The organism is Bacillus thermotolerans, from assembly GCF_000812025.2.
Classification (GTDB): domain Bacteria; phylum Bacillota; class Bacilli; order Bacillales; family Domibacillaceae; genus Quasibacillus; species Quasibacillus thermotolerans.
This window is the reverse complement of sequence record NZ_JWJE02000014.1, coordinates 1-24,645: the sequence shown is the minus strand read 5'-3', so window position 1 is coordinate 24,645 and position 24,645 is coordinate 1. Positions and strand designations below refer to the sequence as shown.

Genomic DNA, 24,645 nt, shown 5'->3' with positions numbered 1-24,645 from the left:
ATGGCAACTATCGGTCTTGATAGACTGTACTATTCAAAAATAACCGAGGACGCTAACGGTGAGGAAACTTATGCCCAACCTTCTGTACTTGCAAAAGCCATCACTGCTGAACTTTCGGTAGAACTAGTGGAAGCCATTCTGTACGCTGACGACGGTGCGGCGGAGGTTGTGAAAGACTTTAACAGTGGTACTCTCACCCTCGGTGTAGACGACATTGGTCCGACGGTCGCAGCGGATTTAACTGGCGCTTCTACTGATGACAACGGAGTACTAATCTCAGCCAGTGAAAACGTGGGTACACCCGTTGCAGTGGGGTTTCGTGCGCAAAGGGCTAATGGAACATATCGCTATTTTTGGCTGTATCGTGTTAAGTTTGGACTACCAGCTACCAACTTACAGACAAAGGCTGATTCCATTACCTTTTCTACACCCACCATTGAAGGAACCGTTATGCGCAGGAATAAGCTGGATGGATTGGGCAAGCACCCATGGAAAGCGGAAGTTACAGAAGGTGATCCTGGTGTTTCATCGACCACCATAACAGGCTGGTTCACTGAGGTCTATGAACCTGTCTATACACCTGAACCATAGGAGGAGAAATAATGGACAATGATAGAAGTGCCACAATCAACATAGGTGACAAAGAGTATGAACTGGTTTTAACTACACGAGCTACAAAGGCCATTGCCGGTCGTTACGGTGGTCTTGAAAACCTTGGAGAAAAACTGATGAAATCAGAAAACTTCGAGATGGCACTGGATGAGATTGTTTGGCTCATCACGCTGCTTGCAAACCAGTCCATTTTGATTCGAAACCTAAAGAATAAGAATGCACCAGAAGAATTACTGACAGAGGAAGAAGTAGAGCTTCTTACCTCACCGCTTGATTTATCGGCATATAAAACTGCAATTACCGAGGCGATGTTCAAAGGTACAAAGCGAAATGTAGAAAGTGAGGAGGAAACTCCAAAAAACGTGGAAGTCGGGTAACGGACGATGAGGTCTTTACCCGGCTTCTTTATTATGGAACAATTCAGATGGGCATGGAGACAGAGGAATTCTGGCTTATGCCAATTGGGCTGTTTTTTGATTTATGGACTTGTCATAAACAATGGCATGGTATTGAAAAGCCAAAGAAAACACGGACCATTGACGATATTATCCCACCAGGTATTTAGGAGGAGGTGAAGGCATGGCAGACAATTTTGGTTTAAAAATAGGTGTTGAAGGCGAGCGTGAATTCAAGAACGCACTGAGAGAAATCAATCAATCATTTAAAGTATTGGGCAGTGAAATGGCCCTTGTAACGAGTCAGTTTGATAAAAACGATAAATCCATTCAGTCAGTTACCGCTCGTAATGCCGTTTTGAATAAAGAAATTGACGCACAGAAAGAAAAGATCTCTACCCTTAAGGCTGCCCTTGATAATGCCTCCTCCTCTTTTGGTGAAAATGACCGCCGTACTCAGAACTGGCAGATTCAGCTGAACAGGGCACAAGCAGAACTGAACGGTATGGAGCGTGAACTTGAGGAGTCCACAGTTGAAGCCGAGAATCTTGGTGAAGAGTTAGAGGATTCCGGTAAAAGTGCAGAAGACGCAGGTGGCAGGTTTGAAAAGCTTGGCGGTGTACTAAAGGGAATTGGTGTGGCTATGGGTGCAGTTGCCGTTGCAGCTGGAGCCGCTGCTATTAAGTTAGGTAAAGAAGTAGTCACACAATTTGGGGAGCTGGAACAAAACTTAGGTGGATCGGAGGCGGTTTTTGGAGCATACGCTGCATCGATTCAGAAAACCGGTGAGGAAGCCTATAAAAACCTCGGTATTTCCCAAAGTGAGTATCTTGCTACTGCCAATAAAATGGGTGCGTTGTTTCAAGGCTCTGGCATCCAGCAACAGAAAAGTCTTGAACTAACCGAAAAGGCCATGCAACGTGCAGCGGACATGGCATCTGTTATGGGTATAGATATGTCTTCTGCTATGGAAGCTGTCACAGGCGCAGCAAAGGGTAACTTCACCATGATGGATAACCTCGGTGTTGCCATGAATGCCACCAATATCGAAGCCTATGCACTTGCAAAGGGTCTGGATTTCACTTGGAATACCGCAACACAAGCAGAAAAAGCTGAAGTCGCAATGCAGATGTTCTTTGAGAACACGGAGCAATATGCTGGCAACTTTGCAAAAGAATCAACCCAGACGATTTCTGGTTCAATTGGATTGCTACAGGCCGCACTAGGTTCTTTTACGGCCGGACTCGGAAATGCTAATGCTGATATGACAAATCTTACGCAGAACCTTGTGGATGCTTTCGAAGCGGTTGTCACTAATATCGTACCGGTTTTAGAAAATATCGTAGCCGCCTTACCAACAGCGACGGGTGCAATATTAGCGGCAGTTGCAGACTTGCTTCCAATGCTACTTGAATTAGTTACAAATATATTCACGCAAGTACTGGAAACAATTTTAAATCTTTTGCCCGAACTTATCCCGGCAGCAGTAAGTGCTCTAATGACGATTGTCGGAGCGTTGATTGATAACCTTCCTTTACTCATAAATGCAGCAATCGAACTAGTAACAGCACTTGTGGAGGGAATCGGTATAGCGTTACCACAACTCATACCCGCAGCGGTTTCGGCGGTCAAACAGATTGTCCATGGACTGATTGAAAACCTACCAATGCTTTTGGATGCTGCTTTACAGTTAATTATTGGATTGGCACAGGGGCTAGTAGATGCAATACCTCAGCTTGTTTCTGCTTTGCCTACCATCATCAAAGCAATAGTGGATTTTATCATTGAATCCATTCCACAGATTATCGATGCGGGTATTCAATTATTGACCTCACTGGTTACAGCGTTGCCTACCATTATTACAGCAGTTGTGGAAGCAATTCCGAAGATTATTGACAGTATCATCAGTGCTGTTATTGGTTCGATTCCTTTGATTATTGATGCAGGTATCCGGCTTTTGGTATCGCTCATTCGAGCATTGCCTCAGATTATTACTACTGTTGTAGGTGCTATTCCCAAGATTGTTAGCGCGCTGGTCAATGCCATTATTGGTAACATCGATAAGATTATTTTAGCGGGTGTACAACTGTTTGTGGCATTGATTGCAAATCTACCAAGGATAATCGTGGAGATCGTTAAAGCAGTACCGCAGATTATTTCTGGACTGGTAAGAGCCTTTACTGGCTATATCAGTCAAATGGCTCAAGTAGGAGGCAATCTGATTAAAGGATTGTGGAAGGGAATTTCAGACGCAGGTGCATGGCTATGGAGTAAAATCTCTGGGTTTTTCGGAAATGTTGTATCGAGGATTAAAGACTTCTTCGGCATCCGCTCTCCTTCAACCCTATTTGCTGGAATTGGCCGCAACATGGGTGAAGGTATCGGTGTGGGTTTTGAAGATGCAATGACAGCAGTAACAAGGGACATGCAAAATGCAGTACCAACGACCTTTGATTTTAATCACAGAGGTTTATCTGGTCAGGGTATTGCCGCGGGTACAAGTATCACTCAAAATATCTCGGTTGTGACACCTAAAGCTCTATCTGAAAAGGAACTAGCACGGGAGTTTAAGAACCTATCCCGCAAACTGGCACTTGAATTGTAAAGGAGGTACGGACATGGAACTAACATACACCAATAGAGATGGAGAGAGCATTACGCTTAAGCAAAGCCGCCCGTACTTTCTTACGAAGGTAGATGGTACTGGCAATGTGCGTCAATCCGTCAACACTTTCAAGGCGCCGGATCAGGATGGCGCTTTTTATATTTCTTCCACACTAGATATGCGAAACATAACGATTGAGGGTACGGTTGTTGCTGATACTCCCGATGAAGCTTATAAAAGGAGACAACGATTCCTTCAAATATTCAGCCCAAAGCTATTAGGGACCCTTCAATACCGTGACCGACAGATATCCTGCGTGGTGGAGGAGGCTGGTTTTAGTGTTTCTAATCGGCAACGAATACCAAACTTCTTTGTCAGTCTACTCTGCCCATCCCCTTTCTTCGAGACATTAAATGAGGTGCGAGAGGAACTGGCATCATGGATACCGCTATTTGAGTTTGAATTGGAAATTCCTATGAGTGGGATGGAGTTCGGAATGCGTCAACCTAGCCAAATCATTACAGTGGAAAATATCGGGGATGTATCTTGTGGATGTGAGATTGTATTCCGAGCCTTAGGTACTGTGTCGAACCCTGAACTATTAAACATAGACACGGGAGAATATATCCGACTTCTCACTACAATGAGCGCTGGGGATGAACTTCGTGTATATACCCACTTCGCTGGTAAGCGTGTGGTCCAGATTGATGGGTCAACGATTACAAATGCTTTTTCACTGTTGGATACCAATTCGGTGTTCTTTCAACTCGCGGCAGGTCTTAATACACTGCGATACGATGCTTCAGTCAATATGGAACTGTTAGAGGTTAGTATTTACTTTCGTCCGCAGTTTCTGGGGGTGTGAAAATGGAACTGTATATCTACAATTCAAACCGGGAGCTTGCAGGCATTGTTGAATCCTTTGAGTACTTACGCTGGACGAGACGCTATTCCCAGTGTGGCTCATTTGAGTTAAAAGCGATTGCAACTTCGGAAAATACAGAACTATTAAAGGAAGGAAATATCATCTGGAAAAATGATGATGAGGAAGCTGGGATCATCGAACATCTGGAACTTTCTCAAACCGATCATGAAATTATTACTGCAAGTGGTCGCTTTGCAACCTCCTTCCTCTCCCGCCGCATTGTTTGGCAAACGGAGAAACTCTCTGGTGATATTTCAACTTGTGTAGAGCAACTTTTAAATAATAATCTTATCAATCCTCCTGATATAGCAAGGAAGATTGCGAACATATCCTTTTCTGCTCCAAACTTAAATGTTCCCATCAGCACACAGGTATCGTATCGAAATTTGATGGATGCTGTGACGGAACTATGTGTTGCTTCGGATATTGGCATAAAGACCGTGTTCAATCCTGCGACAGGGGTTTTTACTGTAGCGTTGTATATGGGAACAGGTTCACAAGCGGTATTTTCTAAGGAGTTTGAAAACCTTACGGAACAGATTTATACAATAAGTGCTGGAGATTATGCCAACACCGCACTCGTTGGTGGTGAAGGAGAAGGTACAGACCGAACCTTTGTAGCTATAACAAGTGGTTCTGGTGAGACAAGACACGAGATTTTTGTGGATGCTAAGGATTTGCGGGCGGAAGACTTTGGCTCTGATTACATCGATACACTAATCTTTCGAGGTCAAAGTAAGCTGAGCGAGCAGGCAATACGCTATTCATTTGATACATCGGTCAATCCACACGGCAATTTAACATATAAGATAGACTTCGATCTTGGGCAGACCGTCAAAGTTATTTCCAAAGCGTGGGGTGTATCCATGACGACACGTATCACCGAAGTCGAGGAAACCTATGACGCAGACGGCCAGAGTATTAGTGTAGTGTTCGGAAAAGCGGAGTTGACAATAGCACAAAAATTACGCTCCGACTTGAGTGAAGTTAAAACAGCAATAATGGCACCAACTGGCATATCCGAAATTGCCCAGGCTTTAGGAACTGTGGAGGAAACGCTGGGAACTGTCGAGGAAACCTTGGGTGACTTGACGGAGGTAGATTCAGAGATTCAAGGAGACAACGTTGCATCTACTATCAACAATCTGTATGGAAAACTACCTGCACTTGAAATTAATGTGGGTGAAGGTACTGTATCGATTGGCCAATATGCTTTGCACCAGATGAACCCTGGAGATGCCTTTTATTTCACCTCATGGAGTGGCAATAAGTTTAGTGACCAGCCAAATGACGACGGTCATGTCTTTTTGGTAAAGCATAACGGGGATAACACGGGAAATGGCTTTCAAAGGGCAATGGGTTTCTTTATATCTCGTAATACCATGACATTTTATGTGATTTCTGTTTTCATATTTAACAACCCTTCTGGTCAAGCAAACTGGCTTAATATCAATAACGAACCTGTAACTACGGCAAGGATTGCAAATGGAGCAGTCACTGGCTTGAAAATGGCAGACCGTACAATTACAGCTACTAAACTGGCTTCTTCCTTTAGCGACTACTCAACTACAGAACAAAACACAGGGCGGCTATGGATAGATGGCAAGACGATTTATCGTAAAGAGATAAATCTCGGTTCGCTCACAGATACAACACCAAAACATGTACCTCATGGTATAGCAAGTCTCAGCACTGTTGTCAGTTTATCCGGTTTTGTCACGAACGGGAATATTTTCTTACCACTACCTCTTGCTCGGTATAACAACTTCGCATCGCAAATTGGACTCTTCGTGAATATGACCGACATTGTTGTCGAACCAGGAAATGATAGAACAGCATATACAGGCTATGTAGTTATAGAGTACACAAAAACCGCTTAGAAGGAGGGAATAATTAATGGAGAAAAGTGGATTTTTCAACTCATCCGATGGAGATAGAGTTTATGATGCAACGGACTTTGCCGCATATTTTGGAAGTCTTGTCTCGAACGGTGTATTTTATGCGACACCAACAAACCTTCTGGTTTCTCCTGGGATTGGGTTGGCAGTCAGCATAGCAGCGGGCAGTGCATGGATTAATGGTTATCGATATGAAAATACAGATGTTTTAAATAAACCCCTTGCTACAGCAGACGGAAGCAATCCTCGCATAGACAGGGTTGTGGTTCGGTTAAGTCAAATTACGAGAAACATTCAGCTTGCCATTGTCACGGGTACTCCCACAGCATCACCCATAGCCCCAGAGTTGACAAGAACAAGCGATGTCTATGAACTTGGCATTGCTGATGTTCTAGTACCTTCGGCTGCTACATCGATTTCAGAAAATAACATTATAGATACACGATTGAATACTAGTCTTTGTGGATTGGTAAACTCGCTAGTTTCGGCTATTTATGAATAGGAGGTGAATGTAAGTGGCGGATATTAACGGAATAAATCTGCAGGCGGGTTCTAGTCCGACCGTTCATTACACGATTACTTATACTAAAAGCCGTCCTAACAATAGCCAAATGACATACAACTTCACCATATCCGCTGCGTTGGGATCATCAGGTTCTTTCATTCATAGTGGTTATGCACTGCTTTGCACTATGACTGTAAATGGATCTTCTTCACAAGTACGTATTAAAGCGGCGGATGGAGATAACTGGGACGGAACTACACCAAGGCTCAGGTATGTTTCGGTGACTTGTGCTTCTACTACAGGTAATGCAACGCAGCCAGTCACATTCAAAGTAGTATCTGACGGACGTTTGCCATTATCCTCTGGGGTAATTACTAATTCGAGCTATACGGTATTAAGTTCTCCATTGCTTACTACAGCTTGTGGAGCACCGACATCTTGTACGGTTTCTCCAGTGCTTGCGGAAGGCAATGTGACTCTTTCATGGAGTGGAGCTTCTGGGGGCATCAATAATTCGATTTCTAGTTACGAGATTCAATATAGTGACTCTGCTGATAACGTCACATGGGGAGCATGGACTGCTCTGACCACGGTGACCACCACAGCATCAAGTGGTAGTGTATCAGTTGCACCACCCTCCACGCGAGGTAATTATCGAAGGTTTCGGGTACGGACGCGTGGTACAGCAGGAGCTAGTTATTACTCTAGCTGGAAAGTATCCACAAACAGTGTCCGCAGAAATACGGTGCCAAAGTCAGCGACGACTGCTGTTGCCTCCCCGGCAGCATATAGCGATGAGACTATCACACTTACTTGGAGTGGAGCGTCAAGCGGTACGAGTCCCATTAAGGGGTATCAAATTGCCAGTCGCACATCCACGGATAACAGCACATGGAGTGCGTGGAATGTGTTGACCACTTTGATATTGGCGGCAAGCGGTGGTAGCTATCGCCCAATTGTATCGAGGACCCCAGGAACATATACACAATTTGGTATTTGGACAATTGACACATTTGATGTTTACTCAATAGAAAAAGTCAGTAATAGCATTTATTGCAACATCACTGCCTGTTCAGCACCGACTGCCTGCACGGTAAGTGCAACTTTATCAGAAGGAAATGTGACCCTCTCGTGGAGTGGAGCATCTGGTGGTGCAGGTAATCCTATCACTTCCTACGAAATACAATATAGAGATTCGCCAGATAATAGCAATTGGGGTGCTTGGTTGGCATTGGCGATAGTCAATACTTCTGCAACAAGCAGTATTTTAAATGTCAGTCCATCTGCTATACGTGGACATTATCGTCGGTTCCGAATAAGAACCCGTGGTACAGCTGGAGAGGATTTTTACTCAGGCTGGACTATTACCAGCAATACTGTCCGTAAAAATATACTGCCAATACCGCCGACTACTTTTTCAGCAAACCCTCCTATATATGAGGCTAACACAATAAACCTTTCATGGAGTGGAACGGTACCTGGAACCAGCGCCATTAAGCAATATGTCATTCAACAGGCTACTTCGATAGATGGATTAAATTGGTCTGCTTATGAAGCACTAACGACTGTTATATCAAATGCGACTTCAGGAACTCGTCAGGTAAATGCCACACAGGTTGCCGGTCGGTATACTCGTTATCGAATCAGCGTCACAGATGCACTTGATGCAGTGTCTGCCTATGTTGTTAGTAACTCAGTAAAGAAAAATAGCCCGCCTGTAGCACCGATAGTGAACTGTCCGATATCTGGAAATTTTACTTATAACACCACACCACGTTTTATGATTACAACAGGTATCGAACCGGATGGCCAAAAGCAGATAGTGGAGGTGAAAATTGATTCAGGTGAGTGGCAAAACAGCGTAGACAATCATGAACGGTTTTCCATAAGCGGCTACCTTGATAATGGGGTCAAGACGGTTTACCAAGCTGAACCTCTTTCAGTAGGAAATCATACGGTTACTGTCCGTTGTCTTGACAGTGATATCGAATCAAAAAGTACAGAAGTTGTTCGTACCTTTACGATATTGGCATTACCTTTTGAAATCATCACTCCAAATGTGACGCATGTAAAGGCAGCACATATTCAGACGCTTCGAACTGCTGTAAATAGGGTGCGTAGCTATTACAATCTATCCCCCATAACTTGGAAAGAGGAGATCATTACAGGAAGGACCACTATTAAGAATTGGTCATTTCATATCGTTGAAATACGCAAGGCTATTGATGCGCTTGTTGTAATGGTTAATGGTTTTGATTCTTCGCAGACATTCGATATACCACCAGTCACATGGCTACCTATCGGTACAGGACGACCAAAAGCGGATGTGATGCAACAAATTTATGATCTAATTCAAATAATGTAAAGGTAAAATTCAGCGCTCTTGTCATTTGCAGGGGCGCTTTTCTATATGGAAATACACGAAATGGGGGTGTCTATTGATGAAAGAGATTTGGAATTGGATACAGCTGGCTATTGCCGCTGTCGGTGGATTTCTTGGATGGTTTCTCGGAGGCTATGATGGATTTCTCTATGCATTGGTAGCCTTTATTGTCATTGATTATGTGACGGGATTTCTCTGTGCCATTATAGATAAAAAGCTGTGCAGTGAAATTGGTGCAAAGGGAATTTTCAAAAAGGTACTCATCTTTGCAATGGTAGGCATTGCTCATATTATCGACACACAAATTTTGGGTAGTATCGGTGATAATAGTGGTGCTTTACGTACAGCGGTAATCTTTTTCTACCTGAGTAATGAAGGAGTATCCATTTTGGAGAATGCCGGTCATATTGGACTGCCTATTCCAGAAAACCTAAAATCGGTTTTACAGCAACTACATGGACGTGATGGGGAACCGCCTAAGCCTGGTGGTGGAAGATGATTGACTTAATATTTGATTAGAGGTGATTTTAATGAAGTTACGCAAGCTAATACTTACGAACAATGCCTGCTATAAAGCGGGGAAAACAATAAAACCGAAGGGTATTATGGTTCACTCGACCGGCGCTAACAACCCGTGGCTCAAGCGGTATGTTGGACCAGATGACGGTTTGCTAGGTAAGAACCAGTACAACAACCATTGGAATCAAGATAAACCTGGGGGTCGTCAAGTTTGTGTTCATGCATTTATTGGTAAATTATCAGATGGCTCCATTGCCACCTATCAAACATTGCCTTGGAATCACCGAGGTTGGCATGCTGGCGGAGCTGCGAACAATACTCTTATAGGATTTGAAATCTGCGAGGACAGTCTAACTGATGCCTCGTATTTTTCTGCCGTTTATAAGGAAGCTGTGGAGCTTTGTGTATATCTTTGTAAGCTCTATGGGTTCAGTGAGAAGGATATTATTTGTCACAGTGAAGGTTATAAACGAGGCATTGCCAGCAACCATGGGGATGTGATGCACTGGTTTCCTAAACATGGGAAGAGTATGGACACCTTTCGAGCGGATGTAAAGAAACTATTAAGTGCTGAAAATAAGCCAGCAGAACCAATGAAAAAGAAATATTACCGTGTGCAGATTGGTGCTTATTCAGACAAAGCAAATGCTGAGGCACAGCTTGCCAAAGCTAAAAAAGCAGGCTTTACGGATGCATTTATTAAGTATGATTAATCAAAAGGGACGAGTTAAAAACGGTGTTGCTTGAATTTCATCAAGCTCTTAAATAAATTAGTAAACTATTAAATTTATGTAGCCTGTGGGGGTTTTTCCCTTGCAGGCTCTTTTTTTATGCTCTGATTCAAATTAAATTCTACAAATCCTCAACTTCGACCTGTTCCCGCGGCTATTAGGTAGGAGGTGATTCTTAGTGAATCAGCACGAGGATAAAAAAGTTACGAAGATTTCAGATGAAGTTATAGACAAAAGCAACGCACTAAAGAGAGTATCACAGGAACAGTTACAACGTGAGTTTGATTATATCCAGGCGGAAAAATTGCTGAGAAAGATGCTCCAAAATGGATTAATAACTGAAGTGGAATTCAACAAGATAGATGCACTCAACCGCCAAACTTTCTCTCCTTTTTTAGCCGAGATAATGTCCTGAAATCGTTGATGTATAAGGGTTTTAGAGGTAATATGTGACCTACCAAGAAGGAGGTGAGAGGATGAAAAAGATAACGAAAATAGAAGGAAATCTAGCCAACTCTTTTATTAAGCCAAAAAACCGAGTAGTTGCCTACTGCCGAGTTTCAACAGATAGTAATGAACAGCTAGTCAGCTTGCAAGCACAAAAGGCCCATTATGAGACCTACATAAAGGCGAATCCAGAATGGGAATATGCAGGCCTATATTATGATGAGGGAATCAGCGGTACGAAAAAGGAAAACCGCTCTGACCTGCTTAGGATGTTATCAGACTGCGAAACTGGGAGAATTGACTTAATCATTACAAAGTCCATCAGCCGATTTGCAAGAAATACTACAGACTGCTTGGAGATGGTTCGAAAACTGATAGACCTTGGGGTTCATATCTATTTTGAGAAGGAAAACATCAATACGGGTTCAATGGAAAGTGAATTGATGCTCTCCATTTTGAGTGGGCTTGCAGAAAGTGAGTCAATTTCCATTTCAGAAAATACGAAGTGGGCCATTCAAAGACGATTTCAAAACGGAACCTTTAAAATTTCCTACCCACCATATGGATATCAAAACATTGACGGTCAGATGATAGTAAACCTCAAGCAGGCTGAAGTTGTGAAGTATATTTTTGCAGAGGTATTATCGGGCAAAGGCACACAGAAAGTTGCAAATGATCTTAATCAAAAGGGTATCCCTTCAAAAAGAGGTGGTCGTTGGACAGCTACTACCATTCGAGGAATTCTGACCAATGAAAAATATACTGGCGATGTTATTTTGCAAAAGACCTATACTGACAGCCATTTTAACAGGCACACCAATTATGGTGAGAAAAATATGTATCTCGTAGAAAACCATCATGAGGCAATTATTAGCCATGAGGATTTTGAAGCTGTAGATGCCATTCTTAATCAGAGAGCAAAAGAAAAAGGCATCGAAAAACGCAACAGCAAATATTTAAACCGATATTCTTTCTCCAGTAAAATCATCTGCTCGGAATGTGGCAGTACCTTTAAAAGACGGATTCATTCATCTGGAAGAAAATACATTGCTTGGTGTTGCAGTAAGCATATAAGCAATATAACGGAATGTTCTATGCAGTTCATTCGAGATGAAGATATAAAGACTGCATTTGTTACGATGATGAATAAACTCATTTTCGGTCAGAAATTCATATTAAGACCACTTTTAAATGGGTTACGTAACCAGAACAATGCAGCAAGTTTTCGTAGAATCGAAGAGTTGGAAACTAAGATTGAAAACAACATGGAGCAAAGCCAGATGCTGACGGGTTTAATGGCCAAAGGATATCTGGAACCTGCTCTGTTTAATAAAGAAAAGTATTCACTGGAAGCAGAAAGAGAAAGGCTTCTTGCCGAAAAGGATCAACTTACTCGGTCCGTAAATGGCAATTTTGCAAAAGTAGAAGAAGTTGATCGACTGCTCAAGTTTGCCACTAAGTCCAAAATGCTTACAGCACATGAGGATGAGCTGTTTGAAAATTACGTAGAAAAGATTATTGTTTTTTCACGAGAGGAAGTTGGATTTGAATTAAAATGTGGAATCACATTGAAGGAAAGGTTGGTGAATTAGATGGGTCACACGCCCTATGGATATAGAATTGAAGATGGAAAGGCTGTTGTAGATGAAATAGCATCGAAGCAAGTAAACGAACTATTCTCAGGATATTTGGCAGGACTTTCTTTGAAGGATGCTGCTAAACAAGCTGGGATAGACTGCTACCATGCCACAGCAAGTAAGATGTTGCAGAACAAGCATTACCTTGGCGATGAATTTTACCCTCCGATTATTGATGAGGAGACATTTGAAAAAGCAAGATTAGAAAAGCGAAAACGAGCAGAAAAACTCGGAAGGATATGGGAGTCTAAAGATGAACCAGAAACGCATTATCCTGTAAAGTTCAAAGCAAAACCTCTGGTGCAAAAATATGACGATCCATACAAGCAGGCAGAATATGCCTACAGTTTGATAGAAAGTGAGGTGTAATAAATGGTGGTAAGTAGGAATGTCACAGTGATTCCGGCAATTAAGCGAGTCGGAAATAATAAAAATAGTGAAAGCAAACCCAAAATACGAGTGGCTGCTTACTGCCGTGTTTCAACGGATAGTGAGGAGCAAGCTTCAAGTTATGATATTCAAATTGAGCATTATACAAATTATATTAAAAAGAATAAGGAATGGGAATTGGCAGGTATTTTTGCGGATGACGGCATCACAGGCACAAATACAAAAAAGCGTGAAGAATTCAACCGTATGATTGAAGAGTGTATGGCAGGAAAAATAGACATGATCATCACAAAATCCATCAGCCGATTTGCCAGAAACACGTTGGATTGCCTTAAATACATTCGTCAGTTAAAGGATAAAAACATCGCCGTATTCTTTGAAAAAGAGAATATTAACACCATGGATTCTAAGGGCGAAATCATGCTGACCATTATGGCATCCCTTGCCCAACAGGAAAGCCAGTCCTTAAGCCAAAACGTAAAGCTGGGTATTCAGTATAGATATCAGCAAGGTGAAGTCCAAGTCAACCACAAGCGTTTCCTAGGATACACCAAAGATGAAAACAAGCAACTAGTGATTGACCCAAAGGGTGCTGAGGTTGTTAAACGGATTTACAGAGAGTACCTTGAAGGGGCTAGCCTATTACAAATAGCTAGAGGACTAGAAGCAGACGGTATTCTTACAGCAGCAGGAAAAGCCAAATGGAGACCAGAAACACTGAAAAAAATACTTCAGAATGAAAAGTACATTGGTGATGCCCTTTTACAAAAAACATATACGGTTGATTTCCTTTCTAAAAAGCGAGTCAAGAATAATGGCATCGTTCCCCAGTATTATGTAGAAAACAGCCATGATCCTATCATTCCACGCGAGCTTTTTATGCAGGTTCAAGAAGAGATGTTTCGGAGAGCGAATCTTCGTGGCGGGAAAGGCGGTAAAAAGAGAGTTTATAGCAGCAAGTATGCTTTATCGAGTATTGTTTATTGCGGTCATTGCGGCGATATTTACCGACGGGTACATTGGAATAACCGAGGCTATAAGTCTATTGTCTGGAGATGCGTTAGCCGATTGGAGGAAAAAGGGTCTGAATGCACTGCCCCTACCATAAACGAGGAATCATTACAGACAGCAGTGGTCAGGGCTATTAACGAACTTTTGGCTAACAAAGAACCTTTCCTTTCAACATTACAGAAAAATATCGACACTATATTTAATGAAGAAAGTGATAATGATACGGATGAGCTTGATAGCAAGTTGGAAGAATTGCAGATAGAGCTTCTTAAACAGGCAAAGTCAAAAAATGACTACGATAATGTTGCTGATGAGATATACCGCCTTCGGGAGATGAAGCAAAATTCACTGGTAGAAAATGCCGAGCGTGAAGGAAAAAGGCAACGAATCGCTGAAATGACTGCTTTCTTGAATGAACAATCCTGTGAGTTGGAGGAATATGATGAACAGTTAGTAAGGCGACTTATTGAGAAAGTAACGATATATGAAGATAAGCTCACCGTTGAATTCAAGTCTGGGATTGAGATTGACGAAGAGATATAGAATATTAACCGCCAATTAGGGGCTAGCACCCTTTGGCGGTTAATATTGGATTTTTTTAATTTTAAAGTTGCTTAAAACGACTTGTTGTGTTAAAATATACGCTGATACAAATAAGAATTTAGGAGGAACCGAAACTATGACAGCCTCAATACGTTTAAGATAAGTTGGCAATAAAAAAAGCAGAATCTATCCTCGATGATAGGCTTTTTTGTTGTGCTTATTTATACGATATTGAGCATTCATTAGTTACGGTGAGATATAAGTTATTTAACTATACCTTTATTTAACTATGTCTTTAATATGAATGTTTCCAAATTGTATGTATGCAGACCAAAAGCCACATTGTGGATTTAGGCCTGCATTTTTTATTGCCTAGAATGCTATTCAAAATAGAAATTCGAGCAAAATAATATGCAGGAGATAATATAAATGGAAAAATACAACAATTGGAAACTTAAGTTTTATACAATATGGGCAGGGCAGGCAGTATCATTAATCACTAGTGCTATCCTGCAAATGGCGATCATTTTTTACCTTACAGAGAAAACAGGATCTGCGATGGTCTTGTCTATGGCTTCACTAGTTGGTTTTTTACCCTATGCGGTCTTTGGACCAGCCATTGGTGTATTAGTGGATCGTCATGATAGGAAGAAGATAATGATTGGTGCTGATTTAATTATCGCAGCAGCTGGGGCTGTGCTAGCTATTGTTGCATTGTATATGGAGTTACCTATCTGGATGGTTATGGTAGTATTGTTTATCCGTAGCATTGGAACAGCTTTTCATACCCCGGCTCTCAATGCGGTTACGCCACTTTTAGTACCAGAAGAGCAGCTTACGAAATGTGCAGGCTATAGTCAGTCTTTGCAGTCTATAAGCTATATTGTTAGTCCGGCGGTTGCAGCATTGTTATATTCTGTTTGGGAATTAAATGCTATTATTGCCATCGATGTATTGGGTGCTATGATTGCGTCTATTACGGTAGCAATTGTACGTCTTCCTAAGCTAGGCGATCAAGTGCAAAGCTTGAAACCAAATTTCATAAGAGAAATGAAAGAAGGAATGGCTGTACTACGGCAAAATAAAGGATTATTTGCTTTATTACTCGTTGGAACATTATATATGTTTGTTTATATGCCCATAAATGCATTATATCCTTTAATCACTATGGAATATTTTAATGGTACACCGATGCATATTTCTATTACGGAGATTGCTTATGCCTCTGGTATGTTGATAGGGGGTCTATTATTAGGGTTATTTGGGAATTACCAAAAGCGAATCTTATTAATAACGGCATCAATTTTTATGATGGGGATAAGCTTAACCATTTCAGGATTACTTCCTCAAAGTGGATTTTTCATATTTGTAGTCTGCTGTGCAATAATGGGGCTTTCGGTGCCATTCTATAGCGGTGTGCAAACAGCTCTTTTTCAGGAGAAAATTAAGCCTGAATATTTAGGACGTGTATTTTCTTTGACCGGAAGTATCATGTCACTTGCTATGCCAATTGGGTTAATTCTTTCTGGATTCATTGCTGATAGAATCGGTGTAAATCATTGGTTTTTACTATCAGGTATTTTAATTATTTGCATTGCAATAGTTTGCCCAATGATAACTGAGATTAGAAAATTAGATTTAAAACAAAATTCATAGGAGGGACATATTTATGTATTTAATTTTCATGTAATTCTTCCTGCTTAAATCGTAGGGTTTTCCCTGCGTACAAGCAAATGAAAACATGCGATTATAGACAGGAGGAAAATGTTATGGAATTGATATTAAAAGCAAAAGACATTCGTGTGGAATTTAAAGGACGCACTTGTTTAGATATAGATGAATTAGAAGTGTATGATTATGACCGTATTGGTTTAGTAGGAGCAAATGGTGCAGGAAAAAGCACTTTATTTAAGGTGATTTTAGGAGAATTAACTCCTCCAGGATGTAAAATGAATCGTCTAGGTGAACTTGCCTATATCCCTCAGTTGGACGAAGTAACTTTGCAGGAGGAGAAAGATTTTGCACTTGTGGGCAAGCTCGGTGTTGAGCAATTAGATATTCAGACCATGAGCGGCGGTGAAGAAACAAGGCTTAAAATAGCACAAGCTTTATCGGCACAGGTTCATGGTATTTTAGCGGATGAACCTACCAGTCATTTAGACCGTGAAGGAATTGATTTTCTAATCGGACAGCTAAAATATTTTATAGGTGCACTGTTAGTTATTAGCCATGACCGCTATTTTCTTGATGAGGTAGTAGATAAAATATGGGAACTGAAAGATGGCAAAATCACTGAGTATTGGGGAAACTATTCTGATTATCTTCGCCAAAAAGAGGAAGAACGCAAGAGCCAGTCTGCAGAATACGAACAATTTATTGCGGAACGTGCCCGATTGGAAAGGGCTGCGGAGGAAAAGCGAAAGCAGGCCCGTAAAATAGGACAGAAGGCAAAAGGTGCTTCAAAGAAAAAAAGTACTAAAGGCGGAGGGCGTTTAGCTCATCAAAAATCAATAGGAAGTAAGGCAAAAAAGATGCATAATGCCGCTAAATCCCTAGAACATAGGATTGCGGCCTTAGGAAGTGTAGAAGCTCCAGAAGATATTCGTAGGATTCGTTTCAGGCAAAGTAAAGCATTGGAGCTCCACAATCCATATCCTATTGTCGGTAAGGAAATTACTAAAATATTTGGAGATAAGGTACTGTTTGAAAATGCATCTTTTCAAATTCCGCTTGGAGCAAAAGTGGCTCTAACTGGTGGTAATGGAACAGGTAAAACAACGTTAATCCAAATGATCTTAAACCATGAAGATGGAATTTCTATTTCACCTAAGGCAAAAATAGGTTACTTTGCACAAAATGGTTACAAGTACAACAGTAATCAGAAAGTCCTGGAGTTTATGCAGGAGGATTGTGATTACAATGTTTCAGAAATTCGTTCCGTGCTAGCATCAATGGGGTTTAAACAAAACGATATTGGAAAAAGTTTATCTGTTTTAAGCGGCGGCGAAATTATTAAATTATTGCTAGCTAAAATGCTTATGGGTAGATATAACATCTTACTAATGGATGAACCGAGCAACTTCCTTGACATACCAAGCTTAGAGGCTTTGGAAATACTAATGAAGGAGTATGCCGGAACTATAGTATTTATCACCCATGACAATCGGCTACTTGATAATGTGGCTAATGTGATTTATGAAATCAAAGATAAGAAATTAAACTTAGTCCGATAATTATTTTACTTTTCTTATTTGACAGATCGTAAGTAGGGCAGTGAAAAAGATTATGGATTTTATCTAAGCGCTAAGTAGTTTAGATCACTAATCAGGGAAAATAAGGCCTTCAAGATGAATTCTGAAGGCCCCCTTTCCATATAAATATACGTAAAGCATAAGGAACATATGGCAAAAAAGGTGTTTCTCAACATGAGATATAGCTTTTGATATTGAAAGGAGTGATTCAGTATGATAGATAATATTATTCAATCAGTGACAGAAAAATTATCCTCTTTGCCTTATATAGAAGGCATCGTATTAGGGGGTTCTCGTGCAAGAGGCACCCATACAGAGGATTCTGATATAGATTTCGGAATCTATTACAATTCAGAGTTATTTGACATTACAGTAATTAATCAACTTGCTACAGAGTTGGATGATGAGAATAGAAGCAACCTTATTGTACCTCCCGGAGCATGGGGTGATTGGATTAATGGCGGCGGATGGTTAGTCATAAACGGATATCATGTGGACTTAATTTTACGTGATATTAAACGGGTGGTACAAATAATCAAAGATACGGAGCAAGGAATTGCTACTGCTAATTATCAGACGGGGCATCCCCATGGATATATAAGTGCTATGTATCGAGGAGAATTAGCGATTAGCAAAATACTATATGCTAATGATGAAAACTTTTATGAGTTTAAAAAGCAAGCAGAACGTTATCCAACCGCTTTGCAGAAAGGATTAACTGAATTTTTTATGTTTGAGGCAGGTTTCTCTTTAATGTTTGCTGAGAACAATATAGATAAAGACGATGTATCCTATGTTTGCGGGCATTGCTTTCGAAGCATATCTTCCCTTAATCAAGTCTTATTTGCAGTAAATAAAGAATACTGTATAAATGAAAAAAAGGCTGTTAAGATGATCGAGGATTTTAAGATCAAGCCAAGCGATTACAAGGAAAGGGTCGATAAGGTTATTTCCTTAATATCAACTAATGTAGATTGTACAAGAAAAGGAATAGAGATTCTTCAAAGACTAGTAAATGAGGTTGAATACCTGAAAGGAGCCCATATTCAATGACGGGGCCAGATAAGAAAAAGCTTTATCCGAATGAAAATATAAAGACGGTTTGCTATATAAGTAATCTACCTAAAAGACCAAATGTTGAGATTGGTGAATACACTTATTACAGCGACAATAATAAATCTCCTGAGAAATTTTATGATAATATAGAGCACCACTACGAATTTCTTGGAGATAAACTCATTATAGGCAAGTTCTGTGCAATTGCAGCGGGTGTTAAGTTTATCATGAATGGTGCAAATCATAGAATGGATGGAATTACAACCTATCCCTTTAATATCTTTGGCTGTGGATGGGAAAAAGTGACTCCTACAATTGAACAACTTCCTTTTAAGGGAGATACAGTGATTGGCAATGATGTATGGATAGGTCAAAATGTTACCATTATGCCGGGTATTAAAATTGGAGATGGTGCGATTATTGCTGCTAACTCAACAGTAGTAAAAAGTGTTGAACCCTATTCAATATATGGTGGGAATCCAGCTAAGTTTATCAAAAAACGCTTTAGTGACGAAAAGATTGAATTCTTGCTAAAGCTTCAATGGTGGAATTGGAGCGAAGAGGAAATATTTAATAATCTTGAAATGTTAACATCCGAAGCAGGGTTAGAGCAATTAATGAATAAACAAATGTAAACTAAAGGGTTTCCCGAATAAGGTGAGTCGACTACATTGTGCACAGATTGTCGGATGGGTAAATGCATCCTCTGATAATATTGATGATGAAAGGAGGTTGTTTGATGGATTCTTTAAGAAGTATGAATAATGCATTGGCATATATTGAAGAGCACTTAACAGAGGAAATTGATTATAGTGAAGTATCTAAAATCGCTTATTGTTCAGAGTATCATTTCAAGCGGATGTTTTCTTTTTTAGCAGGCATAAGTTTATCAGAATATATTCGGAGAAGAAGACTGACGTTGGCTGCACTTGATCTGAAAGATAGGGATTTGAGAATAATTGATGTAGCCGTCAAATATGGCTATAATTCGGCTGATTCATTTTCCCGTGCTTTTCATTCCCTGCATGGCATTCTCCCTTCTGAGGCAAGGAGTGAGAATACACAATTAAAAGCTTATCCTCGAATGACCTTTCAATTATCAATTAAAGGAGGATGCGAAATGAACTATCGTATTGTTGAGAAAGGACCTTTTAAGTTAGTAGGATTTAAGAAGAGAGTTCCAATTATTTTTAAAGGTGTCAATCCAGAGATTGCAAAAATGACTGAACTTTTAACCACGGATGTTATTAAACAATTAAAAGCAATTTCAAATGTAGAACCAACAGGTATTATTAGTGCTTCCACTAATTTCTCGGAAGGAAGAATGGAAGAAAGAGGAGAACTAGATCATTACATCGGTGTAGCAACTTCAAGTGATGAAACAGCAGAATTTGATGTATTAAAAATTGATGCTAGTACTTGGGCTGTATTTGAATCGATTGGACCATTCCCGGAAACACTTCAAAATGTGTGGGGTAGGATATATTCAGAGTGGTTTCCATCATCAGGATACGAGGCGGTTGAAGGTCCTGAAATTTTATGGAGTGAGAGTCCAGACACTGGGAATCCTAAGTATAGAAGCGAAATTTGGATTCCAGTAAAGAAAAAAGACTATTAATTACATCAATGTTTACGAAAAGGGCGCTCCTATTAAGAGTGCCCTTTTCGTAAACGGTACGATTGGTGAATGTTTGGCGTAGCTAATTTCGGGTTGTGCTAGGCACCCCCGAAACAATAAAAGCTTAACTTCACTGATAATATACTCTTCCTCACTTTAATTATAACATATACAAAATTGCAAATATAGACTGTTCGTTCTGAATTTCAACTGCTATACTTCGATAGTATATTAGTGAGATTTGTTGGGGGATTTGGGATAGTGATTATTTTGGTCTGCTTCATTAATCGACGAATTGGCAAAAGGCAAGCCAATGGAGAAGATCTTGAGCAGTTGAAGTTCTGGATATACTCATCATAACATTCAATTAATTTGGAGGTAAGATTAGATGAATAAAAAATTTGATCCAAATAACGTTATTATTAAAATCTGCATGAGTGGGATGGGATTGGAGGACTGTGGAAACAGTGAGGGTGCGATTGCGATGTTTCATAAAGCATGGCACGAAGCAACGGATGACTATGAAAGATTTATCGCAGCTTATCATTTAGCTCGTATACAAGAAAATATTACAGATAAATTAAAATGGATGGAAACATCCTTACAGTGTGCACAAAATATAGATGATGATAACGTTAAGAGTGCTTACTCCACGTTGTATATAAACATTGCCAACTGTTATGAGGAGTTGGGTGATTCTGAACAGGCAACTAGAAATTATGAATTGGCCAAATCATATAATGGTGCACTAACAGATAAAGGCCCATTTTACCATGGGACAAAGGCAGATTTGAAAGTTGGTGATTTTCTGATAGCGGGTGGAAATTCAAATTACAAACCTGGGCTTAAAATGAACCATATTTATTTCACTGCTAATGTCAATGGGGCAGGTCTTGCAGCAGCATTAGCAAAAGGAAAAGGAAGAGAACGCGTTTATATAGTAGAACCTACAGGTGAATTTGAAAACGACCCAAATGTTACTGACAAAAAGTTCCCTGGTAACTTAACGCGTTCTTATCGCTCACAAGAACCTTTAAAAATTATTGGTGAAGAAACAGAGTGGACGAAACCGACAGCTACTAAGCGACGAGAATGGCATGAAAATTTAGCTAAAAACAAAGGCGATATTATTAACTAAACACATTTAATGGTGTGATAGTTGAAGGTCGATATGTTCCCGCCTACCGATAGTGCCAAAAACGTAGTGGATATGTTTCCGAGAACGGATACGCTCAAATGACATTCATTCTGTCCTCTCGAGCCACGTGGAGTGTGTTGCCTTGATGTCACGGGTGGAGATGTAGGGTCTATTCAAAGCACTGATAAATAAAGGGTTTCCTGACATTGCATTTTCTCTCGGCAACTTTGCCGAGGACGCTAATGTCTGGAAACCCTTATTTTTGTTCATTGAGGAAACATATCAACTACCCTGAAAGCGATAGGGTCGAGTTGACAGATTAGATTTTTTATTGAGGTTGAGGAGACAGTATAGATGTATTATTTAATCTTCTCGTACAGTATCTGTATCGAAAATTCTATCAAGTTCCTCGTTTGATGTTATGCCACGAACTTTATTCCTAATCGTTGTTTTTCCCATATCTAGTCGATAGAAATGTTCACGACCATCTACACCTTTTTTGAGACGGATAAGCTGAATCCTGCCAAATATACCCCAGTGCTTCTCTGCGAATTTTGCTAAACCCACTGCCTTAGGGTAATTATCTTTGCGGCTGGGATCGTGTGGTTCTAGAATATCAAAAACATAACCTTGTGCATCAGATCTTACAATCACTAAATCAGGGAACATAGAAGTGGTAACACCGCTCACTTCGTAAGGGATTTCAAGTGACCACTTTTTGCGGTCAAGATTACGTAACCAGCATACAGCACCATTGTTAAGTTCTTCTGTAACAACTCCGCTTTCCCATGGATTCAGTGATGTTTCAAATGTGCAATCCTCGGAACAATAAAGATGCTGCTCAAATTTACTGCTATTAAAAACAAATGGGACAATAATTGATACATCGACCGATTAGCTTAATTGATTTTATTGCAGAGTGTCTCTAAATGATAACGAATAACTTCCTTCACCTTTTCTGGAGAGTATACATCAGGTCTTAATAAAGCATGAATCGACAATCCCTCTATTAATGCCGTTAACCTACTCTTTTCTAATTCTGCATTCATTGAATCTGATAATACGCCTTTTAGAGCTAAGATTTCAATCAGTGAATTTGCTAATTCATATGTACCGTCCGTCATTTCATCTTTTTTGTCCTTTATTGTATCACTTGTAAGTGAACGTAATGCAAGAATCCACCAAACACTCGTTTCAATTTTCTTTTCTTCATCTATTGGTACTAGCTCTAATAAAACTTCTTCTACTGCCTGCACTGGGTTTTCTGACCATTCTTTATTTTGAGAACGTTTTTTCCCTTCTTCTAAGTAGTAATTCATAATAAATAATAACATTTCATCTTGAGTTGAAAAATAATGTCTTAACGCACCAGAAGACATCCCTGCCTCAGCTGCAACTCTTCGTATAGACGCTTTCTCAACCCCTTCTTTCCTAATAATATTCCATGCAGCCTCAGCAATTTGTTTGCGCTTTTCATCATGATCAACAATTTTTGGCATTATAAAAATCACTTCCTTTATTTAGCACAGTGTGTTATTATCTTTTTGTAGCACAATGTGTTAAATAGATAATACCACAACATTTAAAGGAGGACTAGTTTGTTTGATCGAAACTATTGAAGCATTGATGCCTTCTTCATCACTAGACATTTCTTCAGCATTAATGATTATTTTTTTGTGTGCTTTAATTGATATTTTAAGTCCCGGTGTACTGACTGTAACAGCCTATTTATTACTGACACAACCGAATCAGTTATCTTCTCGTTTATTTGTGTTTTTATTCATCACGCAGTTAGGCTATTTCATCACGGGTTTATTACTCTACTTTGGTGGAAGTTCATTATTGAAGAGAATAGAACAATTGTCTCAGTTTGACTTTATCAATTGGTTTTATATCCTACTTGGAGCAGTTCTTGTTCTAATAAGCTTCAGTAAACCAAAAGAGACTACAAAAAAACGTTTAATTTCATTTATCCCCAAAAATACAACTATTAAAGGGATGATTATATTAGGGATCATTGTTTTCCTAATTGAATTTGTAACGGCACTGCCTTACTTTTATTCAATCTTTTTAATGTATCATCAAACAATTGAGACTACACCTGCTATCTTAATAATTATTGGATACAATCTAGTAATGGTGCTTCCTTCTCTATTACTATTAGGGGTTAATTTTATATTTAAAGAAAGGTTGCAACAAATTCTTGTTAAAATGAGGTCAAAATTAAATGAAGCTCCAATCTCTTCACTCTTGGTAGCGACAGGAGTCATAGGTGCAGTTTTTTTTAATATCGGTCTTAGAGGCATATTAAATTAGAAAAAATATTAAAGAGGTGTTCATCATGAAAGAAATTATCAGTGGACTCAGCCTGCTTTTTATTATTCAGGGAGTAGGAGGATTAATCAATCATTTGACTAATGGAGGAAAAAGTTGGTTTTTAGTAAATTATATTGATGCGTTTCAAGGGTTGGAAATCGTTTTGGACATTGTATTTATTGCAGTTGGTGGGATCATAGCTTTAGCCACTCGTAAAATAACATCAAGTAAAAGCGATAAGTGAACGATGCAAAAATAAAAAATACAGAGTGAGAATTTCTCGCTCTGTATTTTTTATTTTAATTGATTCTCCTCAGACTCTACCAACCTTACTCATCCAGGTCATAGATAAAATATGATACCAAAATGACTGTTTTTCTCTTTTCCTATTAGCCTCAAATCACTATAGGCCTATTACTGTTTACGTTACCATTTCTTGTTTATCAATCTAGTCCGTTTGTTAAAGTAGAAAATTACTGAATCAACTGTTAAACCTATTTTACATACCCAAATTCCGAAAAACAATCGGATCACTAGCGTCGCATTAAAATATTCACACACAACTACTAGTGTCGCACTAATTTAATTTCAATATTAAAAAGACCCAAAATCTTCACTAATTTTATTTTGTGCAAAGAAAAAGTCCTTTATAATGGATAAGTCAG

24 protein-coding genes are annotated in these 24,645 nt (G+C 39.8%); 22 read left to right on the top strand and 2 right to left on the bottom strand.

Translation table 11 applies throughout. The annotated features are described in order from the left end of the window. The 20 genes from QY97_RS07485 to arr all read left to right on the top strand — a co-directional run bounded on the left by QY97_RS07485 (position 1) and on the right by arr (position 21,664). A complete protein-coding gene (locus QY97_RS07485; protein WP_018664396.1) occupies positions 1-591 on the top strand; it encodes a major tail protein in 591 nt (196 codons plus the stop codon). Positions 592-602: 11 nt separating this feature from the next. Next, entirely contained in the window at positions 603-989 is a 387-nt protein-coding gene (locus tag QY97_RS07480) for a hypothetical protein (RefSeq protein ID WP_018664397.1), read from the top strand. 47 nt (positions 990-1,036) lie between these two features. Beyond that, a complete protein-coding gene (locus tag QY97_RS20645) occupies positions 1,037-1,177 on the top strand; it encodes a hypothetical protein (protein WP_018664398.1) in 141 nt (46 codons plus the stop codon). A gap of 14 nt (positions 1,178-1,191) precedes the next feature. Next, a complete protein-coding gene (locus tag QY97_RS07475; RefSeq protein WP_039236502.1) occupies positions 1,192-3,612 on the top strand; it encodes a phage tail protein in 2,421 nt (806 codons plus the stop codon). 13 nt (positions 3,613-3,625) lie between these two features. Then, positions 3,626-4,477, top strand: coding sequence for a phage tail family protein (locus tag QY97_RS07470; RefSeq protein WP_039236500.1), 852 nt, complete (start codon positions 3,626-3,628; stop codon positions 4,475-4,477). 2 nt (positions 4,478-4,479) lie between these two features. After that, entirely contained in the window at positions 4,480-6,417 is a 1,938-nt protein-coding gene (locus QY97_RS07465) for a siphovirus ReqiPepy6 Gp37-like family protein (RefSeq protein WP_039236498.1), read from the top strand. A 16-nt stretch (positions 6,418-6,433) separates the two neighbouring features. Continuing rightward, the gene (locus QY97_RS07460; RefSeq protein WP_039236495.1) at positions 6,434-6,937 is read left to right on the top strand and encodes a hypothetical protein; all 504 of its coding nucleotides are present in this window, start codon (positions 6,434-6,436) and stop codon (positions 6,935-6,937) included. Positions 6,938-6,950: 13 nt separating this feature from the next. Then, entirely contained in the window at positions 6,951-9,305 is a 2,355-nt protein-coding gene (locus tag QY97_RS07455; RefSeq protein ID WP_039236492.1) for a fibronectin type III domain-containing protein, read from the top strand. 76 nt (positions 9,306-9,381) lie between these two features. Continuing rightward, a complete protein-coding gene (locus tag QY97_RS07450) occupies positions 9,382-9,822 on the top strand; it encodes a phage holin family protein (protein ID WP_039236489.1) in 441 nt (146 codons plus the stop codon). A gap of 31 nt (positions 9,823-9,853) precedes the next feature. Next, positions 9,854-10,555 (top strand): N-acetylmuramoyl-L-alanine amidase, encoded by a 702-nt coding sequence (locus tag QY97_RS07445; protein WP_039236486.1) that lies wholly within the window; start codon positions 9,854-9,856, stop codon positions 10,553-10,555. Positions 10,556-10,751: 196 nt separating this feature from the next. Next, positions 10,752-10,988 carry an SHOCT domain-containing protein gene (locus QY97_RS07440; protein WP_083965830.1) on the top strand — a complete coding sequence of 79 codons (237 nt, stop codon included), beginning with the start codon at positions 10,752-10,754 and terminating at the stop codon, positions 10,986-10,988. 61 nt (positions 10,989-11,049) lie between these two features. Further along, complete coding sequence (locus QY97_RS07435; RefSeq protein WP_039236484.1) at positions 11,050-12,612, top strand: recombinase family protein; 1,563 nt, start codon at positions 11,050-11,052, stop codon at positions 12,610-12,612. Next, positions 12,613-13,026: a recombinase family protein gene (locus QY97_RS07430; RefSeq protein ID WP_012102965.1), complete on the top strand. Its 414-nt coding sequence runs from the start codon at positions 12,613-12,615 to the stop codon at positions 13,024-13,026. It begins immediately after the preceding gene. A 3-nt stretch (positions 13,027-13,029) separates the two neighbouring features. Beyond that, positions 13,030-14,601 carry a recombinase family protein gene (locus QY97_RS07425; RefSeq protein WP_039236478.1) on the top strand — a complete coding sequence of 524 codons (1,572 nt, stop codon included), beginning with the start codon at positions 13,030-13,032 and terminating at the stop codon, positions 14,599-14,601. Between the two features lie 429 nt (positions 14,602-15,030). After that, positions 15,031-16,257 carry a macrolide efflux MFS transporter Mef(A) gene (gene mef(A) / locus QY97_RS07420; RefSeq protein WP_039236476.1) on the top strand — a complete coding sequence of 409 codons (1,227 nt, stop codon included), beginning with the start codon at positions 15,031-15,033 and terminating at the stop codon, positions 16,255-16,257. 113 nt (positions 16,258-16,370) lie between these two features. Next, positions 16,371-17,834: an ABC-F type ribosomal protection protein Msr(D) gene (gene msr(D), locus QY97_RS07415; protein WP_039236474.1), complete on the top strand. Its 1,464-nt coding sequence runs from the start codon at positions 16,371-16,373 to the stop codon at positions 17,832-17,834. A 231-nt stretch (positions 17,835-18,065) separates the two neighbouring features. After that, entirely contained in the window at positions 18,066-18,905 is an 840-nt protein-coding gene (locus QY97_RS07410; protein WP_007750460.1) for a nucleotidyltransferase domain-containing protein, read from the top strand. Further along, the gene (locus tag QY97_RS07405; RefSeq protein ID WP_039236466.1) at positions 18,902-19,543 is read left to right on the top strand and encodes a Vat family streptogramin A O-acetyltransferase; all 642 of its coding nucleotides are present in this window, start codon (positions 18,902-18,904) and stop codon (positions 19,541-19,543) included. Before QY97_RS07410 ends, QY97_RS07405 begins: the two co-directional genes overlap by 4 nt. A gap of 104 nt (positions 19,544-19,647) precedes the next feature. Beyond that, complete coding sequence (locus QY97_RS07400; protein WP_039236463.1) at positions 19,648-20,526, top strand: AraC family transcriptional regulator; 879 nt, start codon at positions 19,648-19,650, stop codon at positions 20,524-20,526. A 724-nt stretch (positions 20,527-21,250) separates the two neighbouring features. Next, entirely contained in the window at positions 21,251-21,664 is a 414-nt protein-coding gene (gene arr / locus QY97_RS21070) for an NAD(+)--rifampin ADP-ribosyltransferase (RefSeq protein ID WP_069955805.1), read from the top strand. Positions 21,665-22,027: 363 nt separating this feature from the next. Here arr and QY97_RS20640 read toward each other — a convergent pair whose 3' ends face one another. Next, positions 22,028-22,333: a hypothetical protein gene (locus QY97_RS20640; RefSeq protein WP_039236456.1), complete on the bottom strand. Its 306-nt coding sequence runs from the start codon at positions 22,331-22,333 to the stop codon at positions 22,028-22,030. 230 nt (positions 22,334-22,563) lie between these two features. Then, positions 22,564-23,163, bottom strand: coding sequence for a TetR/AcrR family transcriptional regulator (locus QY97_RS07385; RefSeq protein ID WP_039236454.1), 600 nt, complete (start codon positions 23,161-23,163; stop codon positions 22,564-22,566). 103 nt (positions 23,164-23,266) lie between these two features. Between QY97_RS07385 and QY97_RS07380 the strand changes: the two genes are divergently transcribed. Together QY97_RS07380 and QY97_RS07375 are read left to right on the top strand one after the other, a co-directional pair. Continuing rightward, positions 23,267-23,980: a GAP family protein gene (locus tag QY97_RS07380; RefSeq protein WP_039236451.1), complete on the top strand. Its 714-nt coding sequence runs from the start codon at positions 23,267-23,269 to the stop codon at positions 23,978-23,980. 25 nt (positions 23,981-24,005) lie between these two features. Continuing rightward, positions 24,006-24,224, top strand: coding sequence for a hypothetical protein (locus QY97_RS07375; RefSeq protein ID WP_039236448.1), 219 nt, complete (start codon positions 24,006-24,008; stop codon positions 24,222-24,224). Positions 24,225-24,645 lie beyond the last annotated feature (421 nt).